This is a genomic window from Gordonia sp. 'Campus', from assembly GCF_022206305.1.
Taxonomy (GTDB): domain Bacteria; phylum Actinomycetota; class Actinomycetes; order Mycobacteriales; family Mycobacteriaceae; genus Gordonia.
Window position 1 is genome coordinate 50,909 of the sequence record NZ_JAKOIW010000020.1, and the last position, 26,551, is coordinate 77,459.

The 26,551-nt window shown below is 68.4% G+C and carries 25 protein-coding genes; 14 read left to right on the forward strand and 11 right to left on the reverse strand.

The window, feature by feature from the left end; all coding sequences use genetic code 11:
- Nucleotides 1-151: 151 nt before the first annotated feature.
- The gene (locus MAY35_RS18940) at nt 152-1,558 is read left to right on the forward strand and encodes an MFS transporter (protein WP_238422830.1); all 1,407 of its coding nucleotides are present in this window, start codon (nt 152-154) and stop codon (nt 1,556-1,558) included.
- 149 nt (nt 1,559-1,707) lie between these two features.
- Here MAY35_RS18940 and MAY35_RS18945 read toward each other — a convergent pair whose 3' ends face one another.
- Both MAY35_RS18945 and MAY35_RS18950 read right to left on the reverse strand, forming a co-directional pair.
- Entirely contained in the window at nt 1,708-2,286 is a 579-nt protein-coding gene (locus MAY35_RS18945) for a nitroreductase family protein (RefSeq protein ID WP_238422831.1), read from the reverse strand.
- 41 nt (nt 2,287-2,327) lie between these two features.
- On the reverse strand, nt 2,328-3,905 hold the full coding sequence (locus MAY35_RS18950; protein WP_238422832.1) for an MFS transporter: 1,578 nt from the start codon (nt 3,903-3,905) through the stop codon (nt 2,328-2,330).
- A 152-nt stretch (nt 3,906-4,057) separates the two neighbouring features.
- Here MAY35_RS18950 and MAY35_RS18955 point away from each other — a divergent pair, with 152 nt between their 5' ends.
- Nucleotides 4,058-4,720 carry a TetR/AcrR family transcriptional regulator gene (locus MAY35_RS18955; protein ID WP_238422833.1) on the forward strand — a complete coding sequence of 221 codons (663 nt, stop codon included), beginning with the start codon at nt 4,058-4,060 and terminating at the stop codon, nt 4,718-4,720.
- Between the two features lie 66 nt (nt 4,721-4,786).
- On the opposite strand, the gene MAY35_RS18960 is transcribed toward MAY35_RS18955, so the two are convergent.
- Nucleotides 4,787-6,181, reverse strand: a complete 1,395-nt coding sequence (locus MAY35_RS18960; protein ID WP_374237981.1) for a hypothetical protein — start codon at nt 6,179-6,181, stop codon at nt 4,787-4,789.
- Between the two features lie 164 nt (nt 6,182-6,345).
- On the opposite strand from MAY35_RS18960, the gene MAY35_RS18965 reads away from it, so the two are divergent.
- A complete protein-coding gene (locus MAY35_RS18965) occupies nt 6,346-7,611 on the forward strand; it encodes an aspartate kinase (RefSeq protein ID WP_238422834.1) in 1,266 nt (421 codons plus the stop codon).
- 2 nt (nt 7,612-7,613) lie between these two features.
- Complete coding sequence (locus MAY35_RS18970; protein ID WP_238422835.1) at nt 7,614-8,639, forward strand: aspartate-semialdehyde dehydrogenase; 1,026 nt, start codon at nt 7,614-7,616, stop codon at nt 8,637-8,639.
- 31 nt (nt 8,640-8,670) lie between these two features.
- On the opposite strand, the gene MAY35_RS18975 is transcribed toward MAY35_RS18970, so the two are convergent.
- Nucleotides 8,671-9,402: a FadR/GntR family transcriptional regulator gene (locus MAY35_RS18975; RefSeq protein ID WP_238422836.1), complete on the reverse strand. Its 732-nt coding sequence runs from the start codon at nt 9,400-9,402 to the stop codon at nt 8,671-8,673.
- 124 nt (nt 9,403-9,526) lie between these two features.
- On the opposite strand from MAY35_RS18975, the gene MAY35_RS18980 reads away from it, so the two are divergent.
- The 3 genes from MAY35_RS18980 (at nt 9,527) to MAY35_RS18990 (ending at nt 12,942) form a co-directional block, all read left to right on the forward strand.
- Entirely contained in the window at nt 9,527-10,030 is a 504-nt protein-coding gene (locus tag MAY35_RS18980) for a gluconokinase (protein ID WP_238422837.1), read from the forward strand.
- Entirely contained in the window at nt 10,030-11,424 is a 1,395-nt protein-coding gene (locus MAY35_RS18985) for a GntP family permease (protein ID WP_238422875.1), read from the forward strand. Before MAY35_RS18980 ends, MAY35_RS18985 begins: the two co-directional genes overlap by 1 nt.
- Before the next feature lie 96 nt (nt 11,425-11,520).
- A complete protein-coding gene (locus MAY35_RS18990) occupies nt 11,521-12,942 on the forward strand; it encodes a hypothetical protein (RefSeq protein WP_238422838.1) in 1,422 nt (473 codons plus the stop codon).
- A gap of 20 nt (nt 12,943-12,962) precedes the next feature.
- Here MAY35_RS18990 and MAY35_RS18995 read toward each other — a convergent pair whose 3' ends face one another.
- From MAY35_RS18995 to MAY35_RS23385, 5 genes are read right to left on the reverse strand one after another with little or no spacing between them, the layout of a single operon-like run.
- A complete protein-coding gene (locus tag MAY35_RS18995; RefSeq protein ID WP_238422839.1) occupies nt 12,963-14,303 on the reverse strand; it encodes a signal peptidase I in 1,341 nt (446 codons plus the stop codon).
- A complete protein-coding gene (locus tag MAY35_RS19000; RefSeq protein WP_238422840.1) occupies nt 14,296-14,898 on the reverse strand; it encodes a SipW-dependent-type signal peptide-containing protein in 603 nt (200 codons plus the stop codon). The genes MAY35_RS18995 and MAY35_RS19000 overlap by 8 nt, the downstream gene beginning before the upstream one ends.
- Nucleotides 14,895-15,524, reverse strand: a complete 630-nt coding sequence (locus MAY35_RS19005) for a signal peptidase I (protein WP_238422841.1) — start codon at nt 15,522-15,524, stop codon at nt 14,895-14,897. The genes MAY35_RS19000 and MAY35_RS19005 overlap by 4 nt, the downstream gene beginning before the upstream one ends.
- On the reverse strand, nt 15,521-16,090 hold the full coding sequence (locus tag MAY35_RS19010) for a hypothetical protein (RefSeq protein ID WP_238422842.1): 570 nt from the start codon (nt 16,088-16,090) through the stop codon (nt 15,521-15,523). Before MAY35_RS19010 ends, MAY35_RS19005 begins: the two co-directional genes overlap by 4 nt.
- Before the next feature lie 22 nt (nt 16,091-16,112).
- Entirely contained in the window at nt 16,113-17,009 is an 897-nt protein-coding gene (locus tag MAY35_RS23385; protein ID WP_238422843.1) for an alternate-type signal peptide domain-containing protein, read from the reverse strand.
- Between the two features lie 35 nt (nt 17,010-17,044).
- On the opposite strand from MAY35_RS23385, the gene MAY35_RS19020 reads away from it, so the two are divergent.
- The 4 genes from MAY35_RS19020 to MAY35_RS19035 all read left to right on the forward strand — a co-directional run bounded on the left by MAY35_RS19020 (nt 17,045) and on the right by MAY35_RS19035 (nt 20,252).
- Complete coding sequence (locus tag MAY35_RS19020) at nt 17,045-18,337, forward strand: lipase family protein (RefSeq protein ID WP_374237982.1); 1,293 nt, start codon at nt 17,045-17,047, stop codon at nt 18,335-18,337.
- Nucleotides 18,338-18,388: 51 nt separating this feature from the next.
- Nucleotides 18,389-19,078, forward strand: coding sequence for a hypothetical protein (locus MAY35_RS19025; RefSeq protein WP_238422844.1), 690 nt, complete (start codon nt 18,389-18,391; stop codon nt 19,076-19,078).
- Nucleotides 19,079-19,235: 157 nt separating this feature from the next.
- Nucleotides 19,236-19,667, forward strand: coding sequence for an organic hydroperoxide resistance protein (locus MAY35_RS19030; RefSeq protein WP_238422845.1), 432 nt, complete (start codon nt 19,236-19,238; stop codon nt 19,665-19,667).
- Between the two features lie 108 nt (nt 19,668-19,775).
- Entirely contained in the window at nt 19,776-20,252 is a 477-nt protein-coding gene (locus MAY35_RS19035) for a Dps family protein (RefSeq protein WP_238422846.1), read from the forward strand.
- A 75-nt stretch (nt 20,253-20,327) separates the two neighbouring features.
- Here MAY35_RS19035 and MAY35_RS19040 read toward each other — a convergent pair whose 3' ends face one another.
- Complete coding sequence (locus MAY35_RS19040; RefSeq protein WP_238422847.1) at nt 20,328-20,882, reverse strand: hypothetical protein; 555 nt, start codon at nt 20,880-20,882, stop codon at nt 20,328-20,330.
- A 153-nt stretch (nt 20,883-21,035) separates the two neighbouring features.
- On the opposite strand from MAY35_RS19040, the gene MAY35_RS19045 reads away from it, so the two are divergent.
- The 3 genes from MAY35_RS19045 to MAY35_RS19055 all read left to right on the forward strand — a co-directional run bounded on the left by MAY35_RS19045 (nt 21,036) and on the right by MAY35_RS19055 (nt 25,439).
- Nucleotides 21,036-22,493 carry a hypothetical protein gene (locus MAY35_RS19045; protein ID WP_238422848.1) on the forward strand — a complete coding sequence of 486 codons (1,458 nt, stop codon included), beginning with the start codon at nt 21,036-21,038 and terminating at the stop codon, nt 22,491-22,493.
- Between the two features lie 135 nt (nt 22,494-22,628).
- Entirely contained in the window at nt 22,629-24,005 is a 1,377-nt protein-coding gene (locus MAY35_RS19050; protein ID WP_238422849.1) for a DUF2252 domain-containing protein, read from the forward strand.
- A gap of 54 nt (nt 24,006-24,059) precedes the next feature.
- Entirely contained in the window at nt 24,060-25,439 is a 1,380-nt protein-coding gene (locus tag MAY35_RS19055) for a dipeptidase (RefSeq protein WP_238422850.1), read from the forward strand.
- Here MAY35_RS19055 and MAY35_RS19060 read toward each other — a convergent pair.
- Complete coding sequence (locus tag MAY35_RS19060; protein WP_238422851.1) at nt 25,436-26,518, reverse strand: acyl-CoA dehydrogenase family protein; 1,083 nt, start codon at nt 26,516-26,518, stop codon at nt 25,436-25,438. The genes MAY35_RS19055 and MAY35_RS19060 overlap by 4 nt on opposite strands.
- Nucleotides 26,519-26,551: the final 33 nt, after the last annotated feature.

The following is a 26,551-nucleotide window of genomic DNA, read 5'->3' on the forward strand; positions in this document are numbered from 1 at the left end:
GTCGGTCGCCTCCCAGACTGTGAAATGCCTCTCAGTCGAACGTTGTGGTGATCTTCACCATCCCCGACAACGACCGGGGTATCGGGACCAGTGCCCGAGCACGACGAGCCGCCCACCCCACGCGGCCGCATGCAGAAAGGGATCAACGCCAGTGACGACCATCCCCGCCGAGCCGCCGGTCATCGAACCGCCCGAGCACAAACGCACGAGTCTCCGCCGTGTGGCGGCTGCGAGCTCGATCGGCACCACGATCGAGTTCTACGACTTCTTCATCTACGGCACCGCGGCCGCCCTGGTGTTCCCCACCGTGTTCTTCCCCGCGGCCGACGACGTGACCGGCACGATCGCCTCGTTCGCTACCTTCGCCGTGGCCTTCTTCGCACGGCCGGTCGGCGCGATGCTCTTCGGACACTTCGGTGACCGGATCGGCCGAAAGCGCACCCTGGTGTGGACCCTGCTGATCATGGGCCTCGCGACGGTCGCCATCGGACTCCTCCCCGGTTATGAGACCGGGGTCTTCGGGTTCGCCGAGTCGGGTATCGGTATCGCCGCGCCGATCCTCCTCGTGTTCCTGCGGTTCCTGCAGGGCTTCGCCGTCGGAGGTGAATGGGCGGGCGCAACGCTTCTCACCGCCGAGTACGCGCCGCAGGGCAAGAGGGGTCTGTATGCGATGTTCCCGCAGCTCGGACCGGCCTTCGCCTTCTTCTTGTCGAGCCTGACCTTCCTGATCGCGAGTCTGACGCTGGGCGAGACCAGTTCGGCCTTCCTCGACTACGGCTGGCGGGTTCCGTTCATCCTGTCCTTCGCTCTCGTCGCCGTCGGATTGTGGGTTCGCCTCGCCGTCGCGGAGACGCCGGTGTTCCGGGAAGCGCAGCAGCGCAAGGAGAACGGCGTCGGGGCGGCCGACGGCCCCGCGCTCCCGTTCCTCGATGCGTTCCGTCACCAGTGGCGCGAGATCCTCATCGCCGGTGGCGCGCTCGCGAGCCTGTTCTCGCTCTTCTACATGGGCACCGCATTCCTCACGAACTACGGCACCAAGTCGCTGGAGTTGTCCCGGACCTTCGTGCTGAGTGCGGGGATGTGTGCGGCCGTGGTGTTCGGTCTGTCGACCGCGGCGTCGGCAGTGTGGTCTGACCGGGTCGGTCGTCGTCGCGTCATCCTCACCTCGTGCGCCATCGCGATCCCGTGGTCGCTGGTGCTGTTCCCGATCCTCGAGATCGGCGGCGGTCTCGCGTTCGTCGTCGGGCTCCTCGGGACGCTGCTCATCTTCGGCATCGCCTACGGGCCTGCGGGCGCCCTGTTGCCCGAACTGTTCGAGGCGCGATACCGGTACACCGGCGCGGGCATGGGCTACAACCTCGCCGGCATCCTCGGCGGCGCCATCCCGCCGTTGATCGCCGCTCCGCTGATCGCCGGTCCCGGCGCCATCTGGGTGGGTGTCCTGCTCGCCGGACTGTCCGCACTCAGCGTGGTGTGCACGATCATGATCGTCGAGACCAAGGACAAGACGATGCGTGCGGTCGAACACCGCGGCGAGGACGCCGAACTCGTCGGCTGACGTGCCGGGCTCGAACCCTGGCGCCGCCCCCGCAGAATTCCACCCCTGAAATCCGCCCTCCCGAGGAGGACCGACGACATATCGTCGTCGGAGCCTCCCGGGAGGGCGCATTTCAGGGGCGGATTCAGGCGGGTCCGGGGCTGAGCGAGTCAGGTGGTAGGCAGCTCCGGGAAGGCCGGTGTTCCCCACTGCCCGGCGAAGGCGACCTCATCGAGGGGTAGGCGGGTTCGGGGCTTCTCGTCGCGCGCGCGGATGTCATCGGGTAGCGACGACGGCTCGGCCAGCGCACCGATGCCGAGCAGCACCAGCGGCCTCTGGCCGGCGGGGATGCCGAAGGCGTCGCGCGCGGCCTCGGCGTCGAACCCGGCCATCGGATGCGCGTTGAAACCCAGTGCCTGCGCCTGCAGGATCATCTGCCCGACGGCCAGCCCGCAGTCCACCGCGGCATAGGTGTCCGCCTTGGCGTCGTCGGGATCTTCGGTGGTGCACACCAGGATCAGAGCTGCCGACCGTGGCGCCCACCCCGCGTTACCCCGGGTCAGGATGCCGGTCAGGGCCGCGAAGGTCGGGTCATCGCGGCGTCCGACGACGAACCGCACCGGCTGCATGCGGCCCCACGTCGGAGCCCACCGGCCGGCGTCGACGATGGTCGCCACGTCGTCGACGGAGATGGATGCGGTCGGGTCGTAGCCGCGGGCGCTCCACCGGCCCGAGATCAGTTCGTGCATCCGCCCGAGGGTAGCCGCGCCGCCGAACCCGGCGGTGGGGGTCAGTCGGCGCGAGCCGGGGCGACTGCCTCCGCATCGGGCACGCGCACCTCGGCGACCTGGGCGTCGGGATCGGTCGGGGCATCGCGCAGGACGACGAGGAGGACCGCCGCGAGCGCGAGGAGGGCGATCCCGGTTGCGAGCGACGCCGCATGCATACCGTCGACGAACGCCTGCTTGGCTGCCGTGGCCAGGCCCTCCCCGGCCGGTCCCATGTCGGTCGAGCGGTGCAGGGTCTCGCCGAGGGTGTCGCCGAACGACCAGCCGTCGTTGCCGGCGCGGAACACCAGGGTCGCGAGGGAACCCAGCAGGGCGAGCCCCATCGCGGTGCCGAGTTCGAAGCTGGTCTCGGAGATCCCCGAGGCCGCACCCGACCGCTCCGGCGGGACCGAGCCGACGACCACCACCGACACCAGACTGAACTGGATGCCGTAACCGACACCGGCGACCGTGGTGCACAGGATGTACACCCACACCGGTGACGACGTGCCCAGCGCGAGCAATCCGAGGTTTCCGGCCGCCGCGAGGGCGATCGACGTCAGGAACGCGCGGCGGGTCCCCACGATCGAGGCCACCTTGGTGGCGCCGACGGAGAACACCGCGACGGCAACGGCCATGGGCAGGCCCGCGATCGCCGCTGCCAGCACGTCGTGCCCCATCACCGATTGCAGGTAGACGCCGGTGAGATAGGACATCCCGCCGAGGGCCATCATGCCGATGAGTGCCACGCCGACCGCCGCGCTGAACTGGGTGTTGGCGAACAGCTTGAGGTCGAGGAGCGGCGCCGCGATGCGTCGCTGGTGGAGCAGGAAGGCGACGAGCAGGGCCGCGCCGACGACGCCTGCGGCGATCACGCCGATGCTGGCGCCCTCGCTGGCGACCGTCTTCACCGCGTAGACCAGCGGGAGGATGCCGGCCATGGACAGGACGACGCCGATCACGTCGAACGGCTCGCTCGAGGCTGCCCGGTATTCCGGGATCAGGCGGGGGCCGAACACGAACAGCATCACGAGGACCGGCACGTTGATGAGGAAGACCACGCCCCACCAGAAGTGGTGCAGCAGCACGCCTCCGATGACGGGACCGACCGCGCTGCCGCCGGCGAACGCCGCGGTCCACACGCCGATGGCGCGGCCGCGGTCGCGGGCGTCGGGGAACATGTTGGCGATCAAAGACAGGCTGGACGGTAGAAGGGTCGCCCCGCCCACGCCCATCAGTGCGCGCGCCGCGATCAGCACGCCGGCAGACGGGGCGAACGCGGCGATCACCGAGGCGACGCCGAAGAGGCCCGCACCGGCGAGGAGTATGCGTCGACGGCCGACGCGGTCGCCGACGTTGCCCATCGTGATCAGCAGACCCGCGATGAGGAAGCCGTAGATGTCGAGGATCCACAACTGCTCGGAGGCCGACGGTGCGAGCGCATCGGTGATGGAGGGGATGGCCAGGTACAGCACCGAGACGTCCATCGAGACCAAGAACACCGGCAGGGTCAGGACAGCCAGGCCCAGCCACGTACGTCGGTCGGCGGAACCCGGTGTGCTCGGGTGTAGCCGATTCGACGGGTCGAGCTGGGCGGACATGATCTCCTCCTTCAACGGCAGGCGCGGGCCTGACGGACTTCTACGGCAGCCGCAGGCGCGGCAGGGCGTACGGTGTACGCGGGTCAGGGTACGGGTGTGAGTACGCTGTACGCAATCGGAATATTCCCGTTCTGAGCAGGAGGAACTCGACAGTGACGTCCGACACCTCGAAGCTGTCGCCGGCGACCATCGTCGACGCCGCGATCGCGGTCGCCGACGAGGACGGGCTCAGCTCGCTGTCGATGAGGCGGGTCGCGGACAGGCTCGGGGTCGGCGCAATGTCGCTGTATCGCCACGTGGCCGACAAAGACGCGTTGCTGCAGGCGATGTCCTCCGAGGTCGGTCGACGGTTCCCGTACCCCGTCGACACGGATCCGGGATGGCGCGATCGGGTCCAGGCGGCCGTCGACATCGAGTGGCAGCTGTACACGCGCCACCCGTGGGTCGTGCTGGCCTACTCATCGCTCCGCCACAGCTACGGCGAGGATTCGCTCACCAGTCTGGATTGGCTCGCGGCCGGGTTCCTCGACCTCGGCGTCGACATCGAACGTGCCACCGACATGGCGCTGTCGGTGTGGAGTTTCGTGCACGGCGTCGCCATCGTCGCGGTCAGCGACCAGTTGCTCCACGACGACGCGCTGCTGCCGTCCGCCGGACTCGCCGAGGTGATCTCCGGTGAGTCCGAGGTCGGGGTCCCGTCGCATCTCGCTCGCCTCGCCGGGCGCCGCGACGCCGCACGTCTGCTCGATCCGCGCGCCCGGCTCGACGTCGGCATCGACTACCTCTGTCGGGGGTTCGCGGCCTCGGCGGAGTGACCCCCCGGCCATCTCATGGCCCGAGTCCGTGCCGCGCGCGGTTCGGAGTTGTGGATCGGGAGGCGGTCACATGGCGTGCGGGAACACCGTGAGCATGTGGGCGCCGAACCAGGAGCTGCCGGCGACGATCGGCACGACGACGAGGCCGGCGACCGCGGGCCGCATCCGGGCCAGCGCCATCGCGAGCGGGATGAGCAGCACGAAGGCGGGGAGCAGCAGCCGCGGCCTGCTCATCATCAGCCCGCTCGAGAGCACGATCTGCGCGACGAGCAGCGAGCCGTACAGCAGGACCGGCCACGGCAGCCGTGCCCAGGCCGCGACGCCGAGCATGGCGATCGTGCCGAGGACGATCCATGACGTCGCCACCGGCGCGATCTCGGCGGAGTGCACGAGCATCTCGTTGACGAAGCGGAGCGCGGCGACGCCCCAATCGAACTCGGTGTCCCACCCCTCGGTCTGGATGCGGAACCAGCCGGTCGGTGATCCGGTGTGCGCCCAGACCACCCCGAGGTAGGCGAGATAACCCAGCGGGCTGATGACGATCGCGATCGCCGCACGCATGCGGGCGCGGCGGGAGACCGCGTCGCCGGATCGCCACAGGAACAGGATCGCCGCGAGGATCACGACCCCGATGACCACCGCGGCTGTCGGGCGACACAGTCCGCTGATCGCGGCCATCGTGCCGGCGAGAAGCCATCGTCGCTCGAGAACCCCCACCAGGGCCCACACCGCGAGCGCACAGAACAGCGCCTCGGTGTAGGCCATGTTCAAGACGATCGACATGGGCGTCGCGGCGAACAGCACCACCAGGAACAGCCCGGTGCCGCGCTCGGGTGCCGGGCCGATGGGCGACCGGGCGGACAACCATCCGGTGCCGCGCTCGGACGACGAACCGAGGAGTGACCGGCGGGCCATCAAGCGGGCGCACACCATGCCCAGGCGGGCGGCGCCCACGGCGGCCACGCATCCCAGCACGAGGTTCACCGAGATCGCGGCGCCGAACGGGCTGACGCCGGGGAGCTTCGCGATCGCGCCGACGAGGTACGGGTAGCCGGGGAAGAAGGCGTAGGCGGTGTCGACGGTGTGGATGCCGCGCGCGTCGGTGAGCGCGTAGGGGACCCCGTCGTAGCCGTGGGTCGCGATGGCCAGCATCCACTGCCCGTCCCACACGGTCAGAGATGCGCCGAGCGTGGTGTCCCGCAGGTCGGCGAACCGGGCGAGCGTGAGAATCCCGATGGCACGGATGACCAGGAAGACGACCAGGGCGTCGATCCACCAGCGGTGGCGTCGGAAGAGGGTCGACGACGAGGTCAGCGGACCGAACAGAGCCGTCCTCGTCGACGACAGCCGCCCACCCGAGCCGGTGTGCGACCGCCGGGCCCCCGGGCGGGTTCCGGCAGGCGATGCGGCCTCGTCACCGGAATGGCGTCCCGTGTCGCCGACGTCGGTAGAGGAGGCCACGCGAGAGATCCTAGAGCGGATGGCATCGCAGCACCCCGGATGGGTTCTCTACGGCGGGTGCAGGCGGAGACCAGGTCAGGGCATCCTCAGACTCCCCGGTAAGGTTGTCCCGGCAAGTTGACGTCTATGGTCCGGCCGACGCGGCCGGCGGGAGGTAACTCGACGTGGCCCTCGTGGTGCAGAAGTACGGCGGATCCTCGGTCGCAACGGCCGAACGCATCCGTCGCGTCGCCGAGCGCATCGTCGAGACGAAGAAGCAGGGCAACGACGTCGTCGTGGTCGTGTCCGCGATGGGCGACACCACCGACGAACTGCTCGATCTCGCCCAGCAGGTCAATCCGGCGCCGCCGGCGCGCGAGATGGACATGTTGCTCACCTCGGGCGAGCGGATCTCCAACTCGCTCGTCGCGATGGCGATCAGCTCGATGGGTGCGCAGGCGCAGTCGTTCACCGGTTCGCAGGCCGGCGTGATCACGACGAGCAGCCACGGCAAGGCCAAGATCATCGACGTGACCCCCGGCCGGGTCCGCAGTGCCCTCGACGAGGGAAAGATCGTGCTGGTCGCCGGGTTCCAGGGTGTCTCGCAGGACACCAAGGACGTCACCACACTGGGACGCGGCGGCTCGGACACCACCGCGGTCGCGCTCGCCGCGGCGCTCGAGGCGGATGTCTGCGAGATCTACACCGATGTCGACGGCGTCTACTCCGCGGACCCGCGCATCGTTCCCGACGCCCGCCGGCTGGACACCGTCAGTTTTGAGGAGATGCTCGAACTGGCCGCCTGCGGTGCCAAGGTGCTGATGCTGCGCTGCGTCGAATACGCCCGTCGCTACAACGTTCCCGTTCACGTGCGCTCGTCGTACTCGACCAAACCCGGCACCGTGGTGACCGGATCGATGGAGGACATTCCCGTGGAAGAAGCCATTCTCACCGGCGTCGCACATGATCGCAGCGAGGCCAAGATCACCGTCGTCGGGCTCGACGACAAGCCCGGTTACGCCGCGCGGGTCTTCCGCGCCGTCGCCGACGCGGAGATCAACATCGACATGGTGCTACAGAACGTCTCGAAGATCGACACCGGCAAGACCGACATCACCTTCACCCTGCCGCGCGAACTCGGACCCCTCGGTGTCGAGAAGCTCACCAAGCTGCAGGAAGAGATCGGTTTCACCGATCTGCTCTACGACGATCACATCGGCAAGGTGTCGCTGGTGGGCGCGGGTATGAAGTCGCATCCCGGCGTCACGGCGACGTTCTGTGAGGCGCTCAGTGAGGCCGGCGTCAACATCGAGCTGATCTCCACCTCGGAGATCCGTATCTCGGTGCTGTGCCGCGACACCGAACTCGACGACGCGGTGCGCGCCCTGCACGCCGCATTCGACCTCGGCGGCGAAGAAGAAGCCGTCGTCTACGGCGGGACGGGGCGATAGTCATGGGTGTTCGTATCGGAGTCGTGGGCGCGACCGGTCAGGTCGGCGCCGTCATGCGAACCCTGTTGGCGGAGCGGAACTTCCCGGCCGACGAGGTGCGGTTCTTCGCGTCGTCGCGTTCGGCGGGCAAGACGCTGCCGTGGGGCGACGGCGAGATCGTCGTCGAGGACGCCTCGACCGCCGACCCGTCGGGTCTGGACATCGCGCTGTTCTCCGCGGGGGCCACGATGTCCCGCGAGCAGGCGCCGCGGTTCGCGGCGGCCGGCGTGACCGTCATCGACAACTCGTCGGCGTGGCGCAAGGATCCCGATGTGCCGCTGGTGGTCTCGGAGGTCAACGGCGAGCTGGCAAAGAACCCGCCCAAGGGAATCATCGCCAACCCCAACTGCACCACCATGGCTGCGATGCCGGTCCTCAAGCCGCTGCACGACGAGGCCGGCCTCCAGCGCCTGATCGTCTCGAGCTACCAGGCGGTCTCGGGCAGTGGCCTGGCCGGGGTCGAGGAGCTCGCCGGTCAGGTGCGTGCTGCTGCCGGTGACGCCGAGAAGCTGGTCCACGACGGATCGGCTGTCGACTTCCCCGCGCCGAACAAGTACGTCGCGCCGATCGCCTTCAACGTGCTGCCCCTCGCCGGGTCGCTCGTCGACGACGGTTCGGGCGAGACCGACGAGGATCAGAAGCTGCGCAACGAGTCTCGTAAGATCCTCGGCCTCCCGGAGCTGCTCGTGAGCGGCACCTGCGTGCGTGTCCCGGTGTTCACCGGACACTCGCTGTCGATCAACGCCGAGTTCGCGAGTCCGCTGTCGGTGGCGCGCGCCCAGGAGATCCTCGGCGCGGCCGCCGGTGTCGAGCTCGCCGACGTGCCGACGCCGCTGGCGGCCGCGGGTAACGACGTGTCACTCGTGGGCCGTATCCGCCAGGACCCGGGTGTACCCGAGGGTCGCGGTCTCGCGCTCTTCGTCTCGGGGGACAACCTCCGAAAAGGTGCTGCGCTCAACACCATTCAGATCGCCGAACTGCTGGTCTGAGCGGTCTCACCCGGGCGGCCTTCGTGGCTCGCTACGCTCGCACCTCAGGCGGCAACGGGGTCTCCTCGGAGACAGCTGCCGCCGCCTCGGTGATGATCGCCCGCATCGACGCCTCCGCGACCTCCGGGTCGCGGAGGCGTATTGCTCTGGCCACGTCGTCGTGCAGTGCGATGGCGGCCGGGTTGGGGGTCGCCGGCATCATCCCGTGATGGGTGCGTCCGGCCAGGACCTCGTTGACCACGCCGGTGAGTGACCGGAACATCTCGTTGCCGCTCGCCTCGAGCAGTGTCCGGTGGAAGACCTTGTCGGCCAACAGGTATGACTCGAGGTCGCCGGTGCGGCCATGCACCGACATGTCCGACACAGCCGCGGCGAGGATGCGGCACTGGTGTTCGTCAGCGCGTTCCGCGGCCAGCGCTGCCGCCACCGGTTCGAAACCACGCCGTAACTCCGACAGTGTCGCCAGGAACTCGGCGCGCTCACCGCCGTCGAGCCGCCACCGGATGAGCCGTGCGTCGAACACGCTCCAGCGCGTCCGCGGTTGGATGGTGATGCCGACGCGTCGTCTCGACGCGACGAGCCCCATCGATTCGAGGACCCGGATCACCTCTCGCGCCACCGTCCGGGAGACCCCGTGTGCCGCGCAGATCGCGTCGAGGGTCAGCACGCTGCCCGCGGGCTGCTCGCCCGAGACGATGCGTCGGCCGATCGCGGCAAGGATCTCGTCGTGCCTCTCTCCGGTCCCCGGTGTGCCCTGACTCACCGCTTCATCTTCTCATTGACGCCTGTCCCAGCAATACATGTGCTGATTGAGAGCATGGGCTTGCAAAAGTATGACTATTACGGCAGCCTACGTGATCAGCAGCACACTGGAGTGAGGAGTGGACATGCGATCACCGATGGTCGTCATGGGGGTCTCGGGGTCTGGCAAGTCAACGGTCGGAGCCGCGCTGGCGCAGCGTCTGCGTGTGCCCTGCGCCGATGCGGACGACTTCCATTCGGCAGCGAACATCGCCAAGATGTCGGCCGGTGAGCCGCTCGACGACGACGATCGCCGACCCTGGCTGGAGTCGATCGGCACCTGGCTCGCCGAACACGACCACGGCGGGGTGATGAGCTGCTCCGCGCTCAAGCGTGAATACCGGGACCGGTTGCGCGACCACGCGCCCACCGTGGTGTTCGCGCATCTGGCCGGCTCCGTGGAGGTCATCGCGCGCAGGCAGGCGTCGAGGCCCGGGCACTTCATGCCCCCGGCCCTGCTGAGGTCGCAAGTCGACACCTTGGAACCGCTGGGCGCCGAGGAGCGCGGAGTCGCGGTCGACGTGGATCAGAGCGTCGACGACATCGTCGACGCAGTGGTCGCCGCGCTTGCCGGAGAGGACAACCGATGATGCCACCGACCGCCATGCTCCTCGCCGCCGGCGCGGATCTGCCCCAACCCGTCGCTCCCGGTTGGCAACTCGTCGTCGCGGCGCTCGCCGGTGTCGCGGTCATCGTCGTGGCCATCACCGTGGCCAAGGTGCACCCCTTCCTCGCACTGATCGGCGGCGGCGCCACCGTCGGCATCGTCGCGGGCGAGTCCATTCCGACGGTCCTCGAGTCGTTCACCGCCGGATTCGGCACCACCGCAGCGGGTGTCGGCATCCTGATCGCGCTCGGTGCCATGTTTACCAAACTCCTGGCGGACTCCGGCGGGGCCGACGAGATCGTCGACACGATCGTCGGCCATGCGTCGCCGCGGATGCTGCCCTGGGCGATGGCCCTCGTCGGCGCCATCATCGGCCTGCCCATGTTCTTCGAGATCGGTCTCGTCCTGCTGATGCCGGTGATCTACCTGGTGGCCCGACGATCGGGACTCGGTCTGATCCCGATCGGCATCCCCGCGCTGGCCGGACTATCGGCGATGCACGGTTTCGTCCCGCCGCACCCGGGCCCGCTGGTGGCGATCGACGCTCTCGGCGCCGATCTGGGGTTGACGCTCGCTCTCGGTGTGGCAGTGGCGATTCCGACGATCATCGTGTCGGGCCCGCTGTTCGGCACCCTCGCCGGCCGGTGGGTGACGGTCGACGCCCCGACGACGTTCGACCTCGACCCGGACGACGGACGGACAACCCGGCGGCCGTCCTTCGCGGTCACCATGTTCAGCGTCCTGCTCCCCGTCGTCCTCATGCTGGGGAAGGCGCTCGCCGAGATCTTCGTCTCCGACGAGGGGCAGCCCGTGCGTCGTGTTCTCGACATCCTCGGCACGCCGCTGATCGCACTGCTCATCGCGGTGATCGTCGCCATGTTCACGCTGGGACGCGGGTCCGGGATGGATCGCGACACGATCGCGAAGTGCACGGGCGCGGCCCTGCCCGCCATCGCGGGCATCCTGTTGATCGTGGCCGCAGGCGGCGGCTTCAAGGAGGTGCTCGTCGACACCGGCATCGGCACGCTCCTCGCCGATTGGGCGACCGGTGCGAACGTCCCGGTCCTCCTGCTCGCATGGACTCTCGCCGCACTGATCCGGCTCGCGACCGGGTCGGCCACGGTCGCGACCATCACCGCGTCCTCGCTGATCCTGGGGCTCGTGGACGGTCTCAGTTCGGGCCAGGTCTCGCTGGTCGTACTGGCCATCGGAGCCGGCTCGGTGTTCCTGTCGCACGTCAACGATGCGGGCTTCTGGCTGGTGAAGGAGTACTTCGGGATGACGGTCGGACAGACCTTCAAGACGTGGTCGATGATGGAGACCGTGTTGTCGGTGAGCGGTCTGATCGTCGTGATGGCGTTGGGTCTGGTCATCTGAGTCCTGCTCGCGGAGCATCGGTTCTTTCGGATCAGAGGCAGCAGATCTGCGGTTCTGTCTGGTTCGGGAGCTGGGGCCCGGGTAGCTTGACGACTCATGACACGGACGAAGCGGGTCTGGCCGGCGGTGATCGCCGGAGTCGTGGCGGTGGCCGTGGCCCTCGCTCATCCCGCAGCGGCACAGCCGAACTCGCCGAGTTCCGGACTCGGGCCGCCGGACACCTCACTCATGCACGGCGACCTCGCCTCCACGGACTCCACGTCGCATCGTGGACCCGGGCGCGGCGCGCGGCCGGCCGCATCATCGGTTCCCGGCGGTGCATGCGCGGCAACGTTCGTGGGGCGCGACGGAATGCCGGTCGCGTTGTGTACACAGTTCGTCGGGATCTCGCCACCCGCGTTCGCGGCGCCGACGGTCGTCCTCTTCGATCCCCGGACGGCGCAACCGCTGGCGTCCACCCAGCTGACAAAGGGCGGACTGCTGGGCGGCGTCTACGGCTACCTCGACGACCGCGACCGGGTGGTCGTCGCCGACGGTTCGGGATCGATCCTGCGTGTGGCGCACGAGAGGACGGCGCAGGGTTGGCGGGTCTTCGTCGACGAACGGATCGACGTCCGGCGTGCGATACCCGTGGGTGATGCGATCACCGGTCTCGCACCGGATTTTGACGGCCGGGTGTGGTTCGCGACGACGCACGGGGTGGTCGGGACGGTGGACCGGCATCGCGCCGTCCGGTCCACCCGGCTCCCCGCTGGTGAGGAACTGGGCAACGGTCTGTCGATACGGCGCGCGGGGGCGTCGATCCTGACAACGCATGCTCTCTACGAGATGCACGCCGATCCGGGCGAGGCGCCACGAGTCGTCTGGCGTCGCGCCTACGACCGGGGACCCGCTCGCAAACCCGGGCAACTCACCTGGGGTTCGGGGACGACGCCGACGTACTTCGGTCCGGGCGGCGACGGCTGGGTGGCCATCGTCGACAACGCCCGGGCTCCGGAGCTACGGGTGCTGCGCAGCGACGATGGCTCCGAAGTCTGCCGCATGCAAGCGTTTTCGACATCGGGACCGGGCACGGAGAATTCGCCGATGGCGTGGGGGAACTCGTTGGTCATCCCCAGCACGTACGGCTACCAGTACCCGCCGTTCGCTGTGCGTGGTGCATCCGTCCCGGCTGATGCGCCGTTCGTCGGCGGCGCGACCCGCATCGACGTCGATGCCGAAGGGTGCAGGCGAGTCTGGGAGAACGCCGACCGACTGGCGACATTGCCCAAGCTGTCCCGCGCCGACGGACTGATTCACGCCCTCGGCTATGGCCCGCTGATCCCGGGTCTCCCACAGCAGGTGGGCCCGATCGATTATGTCGCGACGGACTTCGACACCGGTCGCCGGATCGAGACACGGCGCGTCGGTGCGGCACCGGTCGACGAGCCGCTCGAGCTGACCGGAACCATCACCGCGGATGGCTCCCTCTGGCAGGCGACATTGGGGAGGATGCTCAAGATCACCCCGCCCCGGTGAGCGCAGCCGTAGGAACCCCCTCAGCGATAGGCCTCCCGGGAGGTCGACGAGGACGAGGATGCTTCCGGCACCGACCGTCCGTCCGCCGACTGGCCCTCTGCCGGTGGGGACGTGGTGGTGGTCGTCGGGTCGTATCCATCGGTGCTCTGGGACCCGGGGACCTTCGGCACGGTCGGGCTCGACGAGGAACTCGTTGTCTCGGACGTCGTCTCCGAGTCGGACGAACTCGACGATGAGACGGTCGTCGACGACGTCGTCGACGAGGTGGTGCTCGGCGCCTGCCGGGCCGCGACGGCGCCCGCCGTGCTCGTCACCGTGCCCGGCGCGAGACACGTCGTGGACAGCAGATTCTTGGACACCCGCTGCACGAGAGTGGGGCTCGCCGACACCCAGTTCACGCCGACAAGCGTGAACAAGGAGACGTTCGTGTTGTTGCCCAAGAGGTCCAGCAGTCCACCCGTGACCTGATAGGTCACGGTTCCAGAGGCCTGTGCGGCCACTTCGCGCGTCTCGGACAGTGTCCCGTTCGTCTGCCGGAACTCGAGGCGATAGCGGTAGGCCGCCCCGACAACGGGCCAACTGAGCACGGCCGTCGTGAGTCCCAGTGCACCCGGTTGCGTCGTGCAGGTGAAACTGGCCGGCCGCGGAACGGTGCCCAATGTCATCGTCACCTGCCCCACCGTGGTGTCGGTGAACGCGGCGCGCGCCGGCGCGGGTTCGGCGACGACGAGTGCGGCGATGAGCAGCACGACGGTCGCCGATATCCCCATCCGCCATTCCCCGGCCGCATGACGGGGCGGGCCGACCTGCGGTCCGGAGGGGAACCATCGTGGCGTGTCGTCGTTCTCGATGGGTCGGCGTTCGCGCGGGTCCCGGCGGAAGACGATCACCAGCAGCCAGACAGTGAGGACGATTCCCGCCGCGAGTGCCGTCGGAGTGGACAGCCAGGCCACGAGGTATCCCAGCAGGGGAGCGCTGAACAGGACGCGCTGGACGTCGGTCACGACGTAGGGCGTGTCATCCGGGTCGGAGTTGGCATCACCTTTCAGGGTGAGAGGCACCGAGTTGCCCGTCCGCTCACCGACGGCGACCACCCGGTGCGTGATCCGATTCCCGTTGTCCGCCACCACGCTCACCACGTCGCCGTGCACGACCGCGGTGGCCGGGACCTCGCGTGCCAGCGCGAGCGAGCCGGTCGGGATCGCGGGTGCCATGGAGCCCGAACGAAACATCAGTGGCGTCACCCCGAACAGGAACGCACACGCAGCCATCAGCACGCAGACGACACCGGAGACCGCGCCCACGGTCAGCGCGAATTCGACCAGCCGGGAACGACTTCGAGGGGTCTCATGGTCAGACACCGGCAACCGCCGCTCCGTCGAACGTGAACACGACGGTGGTCGACGCACCCTGCAAGCTGTTCGCAGCATCGTTCGGGAGTGAGAACTGCATGCAGAGGGTCTCGGAACCGGAGGTGGCCGCCAGGGGACCGCGTTGGGTCAGAAAGGTGCTCACGGTCGTCGAGACGATCTGATTGTCGACGAGTGGGGTTGTGCCGGCGCCGGTCGAGCAGGACGTCCCGGACACGGTGGCGTTCGCGACGACCCGGAGTCGAAGACTCTGCGCCGTCACGTTGTTCGCGTTGACCTTCGTCGTGTACGTCCCCGGCGACACGCCTCGATTCCGGACGGTGATGAGTACGGCTGCCGAGTTGTTGGGCAGCAGCGCGGCGCCGAGCGGAACCGTGATCGACGACGACGTCGGACTGTTGTTGAGATAGAGGTCCACCGATCCGACTGTGAACGTGCCCGACGTCGTCGTGGTGGTCGCCGACCACGCCGCCAGCGTGCCGACCGAACCGAGCCCGAGGACGATGCCGACGCTGAGGACGGCTCGAACGCGTGCGGAGCGCAGTGTTCGCCAGACCCGACCGGCGATCGCGTCGGCGGGTATCACGGCGACCCGGCGCGAGTCGTCGACCGGCGGCGCTCGACGACCGCACCGACCAGCTGGAACAGCGCGTAGAGACCCAGGGCGCCGGCCATCACCGCCACCACCAAGACACGCGTGTCGCCGGTGAGCCAGTTGTTCACATACCCGACGTAGGGGACGGAGTACCACACGGCTCCCCGGATCTGGGCGGGCTCCACAGGTTTCGCATCGGGCTGAGGATTGTTGTCTCCCTTGGTCACATAGGTGCGCGCGCCGGAGCTGTCCATCCCGGTCGCGACGATCCGATGCGTGACGACCGCAGGTTCACCCGACTTGATCTGGTAGGTGATGGCCTCGCCGACCGGCAGGCGATTCACATCGCCTTTCCGGACCACGACCAGGGTGCCCGGCGGATATGTCGGGCGCATCGATTCGGTCAGCACGGTATACGGCTGGGCGCCGGACAACAGCGGCACCACGATGAGTGCGAGAACCAGTGCGGACACGGCGAAGACGAGCAACCACGTCGCGATCGTGCTGATCCACCACCATGGTCCGGTGCGCGTGGACGACCCCGTGCTGGTACCTGCCGCGCCGTTGTCGGCATGGCCCGTCGCACGGGTGTCGGGGTAGCGGTGAGTCCCACTCATACCTGCTCCGCTCGGAAGGTGAAGACATGCGTGTAGGCGGCCGGGTCCGCCCCGGTGGCGGCGACCAGAGTGCTCCGGATGCACCAGGTTTCCTGGGCAGCCGGGGCGAGGGTCCGGAACGACGACGCCGCCGTGGTGACGCCGGTGATCGAGGCAAGGGTGGGAAATGCACTGACCGCTCCGAGACTCGATGTGGCCGTACAGGTTCCACCGACCGCCCCGGCCAACGTGATGGTCACCGTCGACGCGGTCGACGCCTGCGGCCCCGCCGAGGTCAACCGATACCGCAACGCTTCGGTCCCGGTGTTCACTATGACCAGCGGGGCCTGCTTGAACTGGTTGGCGATGAGAGCGGTTCCGGTCAATCCGGGGAAGGTGTAGGTGTTGTCGCTCCCTGTTCCCGTCGAGAGCGACAACCGTCCGGTGGTGACCTGACCGGGACTCGAGGATGCGGTTTCGGTCCAGTACGCTCCCGTCGACCGGACCGACATGGCGAGGAGGACCACCACCACGGCGAGTACGACCGACGCCGCGACCGGCCCGGAGAGGTGACGCGGTATGCGCATCGTCACATCGGGCGGACGTCGATCAGGCCCGTTCCTGCTGCAGGGTCACCTGCAGTTGCGACAGGTTGATCGTCGAGTTGATGCCCACCTGGTCCGGGGTGGCCTGGTTGAAGGTCACCGTGACGGTGACGTCGACGGTCTTACCGCTGTCCGCACTGGTGATCACACTGCTCGGAATCGGTGCGCCGCCGAACGTCGCCGTGTTGGTGACCGTGACCCAGTTCGTCAGGGCGGCCGGAATGACATTGGTGCCCTGGTTGGTGGTCGTGATGCGCGCGGTGAGGTTGTCTCCGACGGCCTCGACCCGGTAGCTGGCGGTGTACTGCAGGACGTCACCCGGCACCATGCGGAAGGTCGCGGGATCGATCGTCACGGGCGATGCAGGTGTCGAGATGTCCCGCCATTGACCGGAATTGACCGCGCTCAGGTCCAGTGTTCCGGTCTGGACGTCGCCGGAATCCGTCGTCTCGCTGTCACTCCACAATGCGAACGTCCCGAGTCCGCCGAGCAGGAGCAGAACGGCCGCGACGGCCGCCAACAGACCTTTGCTGACCTTCTTCTTCACGTGATCACCTTTCATATGAATTCGTAGATTTCGAGAAAACGGTCGCGTGAAATCGATAGCATTGCGAAAGAATCCCCGATATATGGCGACCACGCTATTGCGCGCGATTACGAAAAGAAAGTCGAAAATCGTTCCTGTCCACAAAAAGGGGAAACGGTCGAGGCTTCGAATAACGGACATATAACGATAAGGGTCCGTGTCGAGAATGAGGCCTGAATCCTTCCGAGAATGGAGGGTCGATTCGGGTTGGCTTCGAATTGTGTGCAGAATTGCACCATTCTTGATGCCGGGGTGGGCGTTGCGGACCATTCCGATGCCCACGCGCGCCGCCCGTGGCCCGGCGACCCCAGTCACATGACTCAAGTTACTGTGGGGTAGGTTACTCGTCCATGAGTGGCAAGTCGGGGAACAGGTCTGGATTCAGTGGCGTGCGCCGGATGCGCATGATGGCCGCCGTGGGAGCGTTGGCCGCTGCGTGCGCGGCCTCGCTCGTGCCCGCGGCCGTCGGGTCGGCGGATGCCGCTGACTTCTACACGCCGCCTCGGTCCTACGCGTCCGACCCCGGATCGGTGATACGTAGTCAGTCGAGTCCGCTGCTGCTGCAGATCCCCGGCATGCCCGGCCAGTGGCCGGGTACGGCGCGCAAGGTGATGTACACCTCGAGCCTTCAGGACGGGAAGCCCACCGCCGTCACCGGGACTGTCATCGAACCGACCGCGCCCTGGCGCAGCGGGGGGCCGCGTCCGACCGTTGTCGTCGGGCCGGGGACGATCGGGCAGGGCGACCAGTGCGCGGCGTCGAAGCTCATGGGATTCCCGCTGGCGGTGGACATCACGCAGCCGAGCATCTCCGTCAACTACACCGCACCCGAGATGTACTACATGCTCGTCCACGGCGTCCGGGTCTTCATCACCGACTACATCGGCATGGGCACGCCCGGCGTCCACACCTACGTCAACCGGGCCGAGAGCGGGCACGCGATGCTCGACGGCGCTCGTGCCGCACTCGCCATCTCGGATGCGCCCGCGAATGCGCCCGTGGGCTTCGCGGGGTACTCGCAGGGTGGCGGCGCGGCGGCCTCCGCGGCCGAACTCGCCCAGACGTATGCACCGGAACTGAACGTGCGGGCGACCTATGCGGGTGCGCCGCCGGCCGACCTGGAGAAGGTCATCCCGGCCATCGACGGCAGCACGATCGCCGGCGCCATCGGGTTCGCCGTCAACGGCCTCACCGAGCGGTACCCGAAGGTCGCCGAGGTGGTCGACCGGGAGACCAATCGAACCGGCAAGGCGGCGTTGAAGCAGCTCGAGAGAAGTTGTATCGGGGACATCATCCCGGCCTTCGGGTTTCAGCGCGTCCAGTCCTGGACCCGGACCGGCGAGACACTGTCGTCGCTCATCTCGCGGACGCCGGAACTGCAGAAGGTGGTCGGGGAGCAGCGGATCGGGCGCCTCACGCCCAACGCGCCGGTCTTCCTCGAGGGTGGACTCCACGACGACGTGATCCCCTACGGGCAGGTCGCGCAGCTCGCCGCGGACTGGCGGGCCCAGGGCGCCGACGTCACGTTCGTCACCGATCCCACGCCGCCGATCCTGACGAAGTCGATCGTGAACCACGTCGTCCCGATGCTGGCCACGTTCCTGCCCGGTATGGAGTTCGTCCTCGGCGAGTTCCGCAAGTAGCGCGGGGCGAGGCCCTGTCGGGCACGTCGCTCGGATGGAAGGATCGGGGCCATGAAGGATCCGCACGGGCCGGGCGGCCGCGCTTCCGGTGACCCCGCCGACGGCGAGCCCGATCGCATCCCGACCCAGGCCGAACTCGACGCCGAAGACCTCGCCGCCCTCGAACGCTCCTCGCGTGATCGGGATCAGGCCGCGCTCTACCCGCCGCGACCGGCAGATCCGGGGACGCCCCCGGAGGCACTCGCGGTGCACGCCCGGATCGTGTGGTGGGGAGCGGCCGTCGTGGGGGTCGTCCTGGTGCTCTACGGATTCTTCAGCCTGGGAACCATCACCGACGACCTGCGCGCACGACTCCTCGAGGGGGTGGCCGCCGACCCGGCCAACGCCGCGCCCGAGAACGAGGTGGACACCCTGGCGGGCTTCTTCCCACCGTTCATGCTGGTGATGATCATCGTCGTCCTCGTCATCGAGTACGCCTGCCTCGTCGCCGCTGCCACCCATCACAGCCGGCACCTGCGCAACTTCTTCCTCGCCGCAGTCGTCGTCCATCTCCTGTGCATTCCGGTGGGCGTCGACCTGCTGTTCCGGTACCCGGACGTGTCGTCGATCATGGTCGTCCTGAGCTACCTGCAATTCGGATTGCTCGTGGTCGCGGCGCTCTGCACTCTCCGTCGCCCGGTCAACCGGTGGCTGCCGGATTCGACGCGGATGAAGCCGACCCGCATGATCCGCGGGCGCTGACGGACCGAACCGCCTACTCCTCGCACGCGCTCCTCCGCGTCACCTGTTGTTGTGACGATCACGTGCGGTCGACGCCCGGTTCCGGAATGTTCGGGCAGTGGGGCGGGTTGGACAGGTCGTCGGCCCGACCCGCTAGTGACATCCAGGAGGATCTCGAATGGCAATTGAACCGGTGTACAGCATCTCGTCGAAGGCGACCGGAGGCGGTCGTGATGGCGAGGTCGTCTCCGCGAGCGGCCACATCGACCTGGATCTCCGCCCGCCGAAGGAACTGGGCGGGAACGGCGAGGGCACCAATCCGGAAGAACTGTTCTCCGCGGGCTACGCGGCCTGCTTCCTCAGCGCCCTGCGTGCGACCGCCAAACAGGCCGGCGCCTCGGTTCCCGACGCCGCGACGGTCAACGTGACGGTCGGCATCGGCAAGGACCCCGCAGATGGCGGATTCGGTCTGACCGTCGCCATCGAGGTGTCGTTGCCGGGCCTCGAGGAGGCCAAGGCGAAGGAACTCGCCGATGTCGCCTACGCGTTCTGCCCGTACTCGAAGGCCACCAAGGGCAACATCGATTCCGAGGTCACCGTCACCGTCTGACGCGGAGTCAGCCCCGGGATCTGTTGCCCGTGACAGCAGACAACTCGTTGCCGCAGTAGCAGTCTCAGCCCGGACTGCACGGCATGGAAATGAAGGGAGTTCGTGATCATGACCATCACCCCGATTACCAGCACTCTCACCGACGAACAGCAGACTGTCGCCGGCAAGGCGTTGCAGGACACGCTCGTCGACCTGATCGACCTGTCCCTGATCGCCAAGCAGGCCCACTGGAACGTGGTCGGCAAGCAGTTCCGTTCGGTGCACCTCGACCTCGACGAGCTCGTCACGGTGTCCCGTGAGTTCACCGATGCGGCCGCCGAGCGTGCCACCGCCATCGGCGTCAGCCCCGACGGTCGCGCCGAGACGGTCGCGAAGACCGCTCACACCACCGGATTCGGCGAAGGCTGGACAAAAGACAGCGACGTCGTCGACGCCGTGGTCGCCAATCTGAAGGCCGTCGTCGCCGGTCTGCGGGACCGTATCGAGGTCACCGAGTCGGCCGACCCGGTGACCCAGGATCTGCTGATCTCGTTCGCATCGAAACTCGAACAGCTGCACTGGATGTGGCAGGCGCAGGCCGTCTGATCGCCTTCGTCTGACCCTCTCACAGCAACGAACCCCGCCGATCCCGGCGGGGTTCGTTGTGTCTGGAACCCGCGTTCAGTCGGCGGCGCGGGTGGGCGTCGGGGTCTCCGGCGCCACCTCGTCTTTGTCCGCGTCGTCTTTGTCCGCGTCGTCTTTGTCCGCGTCGTCGTCCTGCGCGGCGTAGGAGTCGCTGAACGAAACCCGGGGCGTCGTCGCCGAGTGATACAGCGCGACACCGGCGCACACGAGCGTGGCGACCGCGAAGATCGCGCAGCCTGCGATGGCGGCGATGTGGCTGACCGTCGCGAAGACGCCGTCGAGGGGCTCGACCGCGAGGGCTCCGGCGCCGGTGAGGGTGGCTCCCAGCAGGGCCCACGCCGCACTGCGGATCCACGGTGCCACCACGGAGGTGTAGAACAGGCGCTGGTAGATGGTCAGCGAGAACTCGTCGACCGCCGCCAGCCGCACCTCGTCGGTGCCGGCCAGGTCGCGCAGTTCGCGAGCGAGCTGCGTGTGCCGTTGCAGCGTCACGGCCTCCCGCTCGCGATAGCGCACGAACGCGACCACGCCGAACGCCGCCGCCACGAGTCCCAGCCCGATCATCACACCCCAGTAGTCCACGGCGTTCACGCTACAACTAGAACCTGTTGCAGTCGTGAAGCGGGTCACACGCCGCAACCGTCGGCGCCGGTCAGCGGACCTGCACGATGGCGGGCCGTCGAAGCCCGGCGCGTGCGCTGCTAGGTTGGGCGACCGTCTGTGCCCCACGACGGAAGGACGCGGGTGAGAGCTCGAGTGATCGGTACGTCGATCGTCGGCGTGGTCGTCGCCCTCGTCGTCAGCGCATCGGCCACGGGCGAACCCTCGGACGGCGTCGGTGCGATGGCGAGTCCCGCGCCCGGCATCGAGGTGCTCGGCGGCGGAGAACCGCAGTCGGTCCTGCTCAGCAGGGAGTTGTACGCGCGTTCCGACGAGGCGATCCTGCTGGGTGTCGGGGCCGCCGACGATCCGGCAGTGCGCGACCACGCCGGTCGCGTGGCGCGTGAGCGACACGTGCCGGTCCTGGCGGTGACACCGCGCACCGCATCCGAAGTGTCCCGCGAACTGCGGCGGCTCGGTGTGACCACCGAGGTCCGGCTCGGTCGGGTCGACGGCATCGACGACGGCCGTGAGACGGTGGATCTCGCTGCTGTGCGCGGCAACGCGGAACGTCGGGGCCCGGAACCGTTGATGATGATGACCCACGATGCTCCGGTCGACGCCGCGTTGACCGCACGATCGGCGGCCCGGGTCGTCGAACTGCCCGTGCCCGATCCGCGATCGACTGCCGAAGCTATCGGCGCGCTCGACCCGGCCGGGGCCGGGTCCGGGGCGATACGGGCTGTGGGGCCCGCCTTCGGCAGCACCGCGGAGTTCGCCCGTCGAGTCGACCAGGCCCGGACGACACCAGAACTGCCCGGCGGCGGACAGGTCGTCTTCCCGGGGCGCCGGATGGTCGCGCTGTACGGTTCGCCGGGCGCGCCCGCCCTGGGGCCGCTCGGCCGCCAGGACATCCCGGCCTCGATCGAACGGGCCCGGCGCCTCGCCGCCGACTATCAGCGGGTGAGTGCCGAGCCGGTGGTACCCGCGTTCGAGATCATCGCGACGGTGGCCTCCGCCGAACCGGGGCCCGGGTCGACCTACACCAACATGATCGATCCCGAGACCCTGCGGCCGTGGGTCGAGGCGGCCGGCCGCGCCGGGGTGTACGTGACCCTCGACCTCCAGCCGGGTCGCATGGACTTCCTGGCGCAGGCACGGCGGTACGCGGACCTCCTTGCGCAACCGCACGTGGGACTGGCGCTGGACCCGGAATGGCGGCTGAAGCCCGATCAGGTGCACCTGACCCAGATCGGATCGGTCGGCGCCGATGAGGTGAACCGGACGTCGGCATGGCTCGCCGACCTCGTCCGGAGTCGGCATCTGCCGCAGAAACTGTTCGTGCTGCACCAGTTCGACGCCGGGATGCTCGCCGACCGGGGCCGCATCGTCACCGACCGCGACGAGTTGCAGGTCGTCGTGCACGCCGACGGGCACGGTGCCCCCGACGTGAAGATGGAAACGTGGCGCAGATTGATCACCGATCTCCCCGCAGGGGTGTGGATGGGCTGGAAGAATTTCTACACGGAGGACAAGCCGACGTTCTCGCCGGAGACCACGCTGGCGGTGCGCCCCTCGCCCTGGTTCGTGTCATATCAGTGATCGCGGAGTGATCGCCGGCGCCGAACCGATGGGACCCGGGCACCACGAGGCGAGACCTTCACCCGAACCGGGCCCCGGCCGGTGCCCGGTCGATCGCGGCCCCGCGAGGACCGCACTGATGTGAAGGAGCCTCCGGTGGCCTCTCCCACGGCAACCCTCCCCGGCGCAGACGAACTCGCCGCCATCCCGGACCCTTCTGAGCGCAGGGACCCGCTCGACATCCTCGCCGTTCAGGCGCAGAGCCGTGTCGCCGACCTCATCCCGGTGCGCCACGCCCGGATGTCGGCCACCCCCTTCACGTTCTATCGGGGTGCCGCGGCGGTGATGTCCGACGACCTGTCGCGCACACCGGACACGGGGATCATCACGCAGTTGTGCGGCGACGCACATCTGAGCAACCTGGGCTTGTTCTTCAGTCCCGAACGACGAATGGTGTTCGACCTCAACGACTTCGACGAAACGCATGTCGGACCGTTCGAGTGGGATGTCAAGCGGTTGGCCGCGAGCTTCGCGATTGCCGGTCGCAACAACGGGTTCGACGACCGGATCAACCGCAAGGTCGCCAAGACCGTCGCCAAGGCATACCGCCGCACCATCATCCGCAGCGTTGGGCGGACAACCCTCGAATGTTGGTACGCGGGTATCGATGTCGACGATTTCCTCCGCGAGTTCGGACCCAAACTGGACACGTCCATGAGTGAGCGCACGCAGAAGGCGCTCACCAAGGCGCGGCACCGCGACAGCGCGCAGGCACTCGCGAAACTCTGCGTCATCGACGACGCGGGGAGCGCGCACATCCGCAGCGACCCACCGTTGCTCGTACCGCTGCGCGAACGTTTCCCGGCCGAGACCGCCGATGTCGTCGCCGACCGGATACGGGAACGGGTGAACAGCTATCGCGACACCCTGCCGCTGCACGTGCAGTCTCTTCTCGCGCAGTTCTCCATGGTCGACATCGCCTTCAAGGTGGTCGGTGTGGGCAGCGTCGGCACGCGCGCCTGGATCGTGCTGCTGATCGGCAAGAACCTCGACGACCCGTTGTTCCTGCAGGTGAAGGAGGCGCAGCGGTCCGTCCTCGCCGACCACGTACCCGCGTCCGGCTTCGACAACCAGGGACAACGGGTGGTGGAGGGGCAGCGACTGCTCCAGGCCGCCAGCGACCTGTTCCTGGGCTGGTCGACCGGGATCGACGAGAACGGTGAGCGTCGCGACTTCTACGTACGCCAGCTACGCGACGGCAAGGGGTCCGTGGTGGTCGAAGCACTCGGCCCCGAGGGCATGAAGCTGTACGCCCAGCTGTGCGGGATGGTTCTCGCACAGGCGCACGCACGTACCGCGAGCCGTTTCGACATCGCCCGATATCTGGACGGCACCAAGGGTTTCAGCGGCGCAATCGCCGATTTCTCGGTGGATTACGCCGATCTCAACGACGGCGACCACGCGAAGATGATGGCCGCCATCGACCGCGGCGACCTCGAGGTGTACGACTTGGCGGGGGAGGGAAAGCACTGACCTGCCCGGCCCGGTGACGATCGACGGGTCCGGTGCAGCGGCGAGAGGAGACGAATGGACGACGCGACGTTGCGGGAGCGGGTGGCCGAGCTCATGCCCCGGGCGAAGACCGACCTGGCCGAGATGGTGCGATTCCGTTCGGTCCACGATCCGCAGCAGTTCCCGGTGGACGAGTGCGACGGGATGGTCGACTGGGTGCTGCGTGCCTTCCGCGAGCTCGGCGTCGACGACGCGGCGGCGCACGTCACCAGCGACGGCAGCAAGGCGATCACCGGCAGCATCCCCGGACCCGAGGGGGCGCCGACGGTCCTGCTGTACTTCCACCACGACGTGCAACCGCCGCTGGGTGACGACGAATGGGATTCTCCCGTCTGGGAACTCACCGAACGCAACGGCCGTTGGTACGGACGCGGCGCCGCCGACTGCAAGGGCAACATCGCCGTCCACCTCACCGCGCTGCGCGCTCTCGCCGGGGAAGCGGGCGTGACCGTCAAGATCGTCGGTGAGGGGTCGGAGGAGCAGGGGACCGGTGGGCTCGAGGACTTCGCGGTCCGCCACCCGGAACTCCTGCGCGCCGACGCGATCCTGATCGCCGACTCGGGCAACTTCGCGGTCGGCGCACCGAGTCTCACCACGACGCTGCGTGGGATCGCCAACATCGAGGTGACGGTCGAGACCCTGGGTTCGGCCATGCACTCGGGGATGTTCGGCGGCGCGGCTCCCGATGCGCTCGCAGCCCTCATCTCGATGCTGGCGACGTTGCGCGACGAGCACGGGAACACCACGATCACCGGCCTCGATGCCGACGCGGAGTGGTCCGGTGTCGCCTATCCGCCCGAGCGGTTCCGTGCGGATGCGACGGTTCTCGACGGTGTCGACCTCGTGGGTTCGGGATCGGTCTCCGACATGGTGTGGGCCCGGCCGGCGGCCACCGTCCTCGGCATCGACTGTCCGCCGGTGGTGGGGTCGTCGGCGGCCGTTCAACCGCGGGCACGGGCACGGATCAACCTGCGGGTGCCGCCGGGCATGGATGCCGTTTACGCCCAGGACGCGCTCATCGAACACCTGCGCAGCGTCACACCCTGGAACGCGCGCGTGAGCTTCGAGCGCGAGGCGGTGGGCTCGCCGTTCGTCGGATCCACCAGCGGTCCCGCCTACGAGACGCTGACCGACGCCTTGCGGACGGCGTACGGCACCGACGTCCTGATCCAGGGCCAAGGCGGATCGATCCCGCTGTGCAACGTCCTTCAGACCACTTTCCCCGAAGCCGAGATCATGCTGTTCGGTGTCGAGGAACCACAGTGCCTGATCCACGCGCCCAACGAGAGCGTCGATCCGTCGGAGATCGAACGGATCGCGCTCGCCGAGGCGTTGTTCCTCCGCGACTTCGCGGCTCGGGCGACACCGTCCGCCGGCACGGCCGACGCAGATTAGCGGGAGTCGCTGAACCGTTGCAGCAGGGCGTCTTTGAGCTCCGGGCGGCTGGCGGCGACGAGGACGAACGACGCCTCCCGAAACAACCGCTCGGAGTCGGCGCCGCGGACCAGCGCCCTCCCACCGGAGGCGGCGACGAGGGCTGCCGCCGCATCGAGGGCGAGACCGGCCGCGTCGGCCCGAGCGGCGAGCAGGGCCGCGGCATCGGGCAGGGCATCGTCGAGCGCGAGGCGGGCGACGTCCGCCCGTTCGCGCAGCCGCCGCGCCTCGCGCGAATGGCCCGTGGTGTCCAGGACAGCGGTGCAGCGGCGGACCAACCCCAGGGGAAGGGTGCCGTTCAGACGGATGCCCACGTTCTGGCCGGCGAAGAAGTCGGCGAGGCCTACTCGACTCACCACCTGCGCGTCGGACACCGGCAGCTCGTCGATGTGCAAGGAGACGGTGCTGGTGCCCGACGCGGCGGACAGGTCGATCGGCGTCACGCGGATGTTCCCCCGCGGGTCGACGAGCTCGGGCATCGGCAGGACCGCGGAGACAACGTCGTCTGTGTCGGTGTCCCGCGCGGAGATCTGCAGGAGGTCGACGACCCCCCAGCCGCTGACGAACGGCGCGTCGCCCGAGAGGACCCACCGGCCGTCTTCCCGTGACGCCCTCATGCGCGGCGGGGTGGGTACGACCCCGGCGTAGGCGACCCCGGCGCGCAGCTCGCCGCGGACGGTCGCGCCGAGCAGTTCGTCGCGCAGGTGGGTGTTGGCGGAGCGTGCAAGGGAGATGACGACGCCGTGGTGTTGTAGCCAGGTGAAAGCCGTTGCGAGGCAACCGCTGAGGAGGACCTCGAGGATCTCGGTCACCTCGGCGAAGTCGAGGCCAGGCCCGCCGGCCTCGGCCGGGGCGGCGATTCCGTACAGGCCCGCCTCGGACAGTGCCTGCCAGTGAGACGCGGGGACGACGCCGGTTCGGTCGACGTCGGCGGCTGCGGGGAACAGCACCTCGTCGGCGATTCGCAGAGCCGCGGCGCGGAGGACGGCGCCGCGAGCGGCCGGGTCGGCGGAACCGGGCTCGCTCCGGGGGGTGATCACGCACCACACCCTACGCCGGGCGACTGTCGGAGA

Excerpts from the sequence above, each read along its gene's own strand:
- MAY35_RS18945 (WP_238422831.1), bottom strand. The coding sequence starts at position 2,286 with ATGCACGAACTGATCTCGGGCCGGTGGAGCGCCCGCGGCTACGACCCG.
- MAY35_RS18950 (WP_238422832.1), bottom strand. The coding sequence starts at position 3,905 with ATGTCCGCCCAGCTCGACCCGTCGAATCGGCTACACCCGAGCACACCG.
- MAY35_RS18970 (WP_238422835.1), top strand. The coding sequence starts at position 7,614 with ATGGGTGTTCGTATCGGAGTCGTGGGCGCGACCGGTCAGGTCGGCGCC.
- MAY35_RS18980 (WP_238422837.1), top strand. The coding sequence starts at position 9,527 with ATGCGATCACCGATGGTCGTCATGGGGGTCTCGGGGTCTGGCAAGTCA.
- MAY35_RS18985 (WP_238422875.1), top strand. The coding sequence starts at position 10,030 with ATGCCACCGACCGCCATGCTCCTCGCCGCCGGCGCGGATCTGCCCCAA.
- MAY35_RS18990 (WP_238422838.1), top strand. The coding sequence starts at position 11,521 with ATGACACGGACGAAGCGGGTCTGGCCGGCGGTGATCGCCGGAGTCGTG.
- MAY35_RS19005 (WP_238422841.1), bottom strand. The coding sequence starts at position 15,524 with ATGAGTGGGACTCACCGCTACCCCGACACCCGTGCGACGGGCCATGCC.
- MAY35_RS19010 (WP_238422842.1), bottom strand. The coding sequence starts at position 16,090 with ATGCGCATACCGCGTCACCTCTCCGGGCCGGTCGCGGCGTCGGTCGTA.
- MAY35_RS19020 (WP_374237982.1), top strand. The coding sequence starts at position 17,045 with ATGAGTGGCAAGTCGGGGAACAGGTCTGGATTCAGTGGCGTGCGCCGG.
- MAY35_RS19025 (WP_238422844.1), top strand. The coding sequence starts at position 18,389 with ATGAAGGATCCGCACGGGCCGGGCGGCCGCGCTTCCGGTGACCCCGCC.
- MAY35_RS19030 (WP_238422845.1), top strand. The coding sequence starts at position 19,236 with ATGGCAATTGAACCGGTGTACAGCATCTCGTCGAAGGCGACCGGAGGC.
- MAY35_RS19035 (WP_238422846.1), top strand. The coding sequence starts at position 19,776 with ATGACCATCACCCCGATTACCAGCACTCTCACCGACGAACAGCAGACT.
- MAY35_RS19055 (WP_238422850.1), top strand. The coding sequence starts at position 24,060 with ATGGACGACGCGACGTTGCGGGAGCGGGTGGCCGAGCTCATGCCCCGG.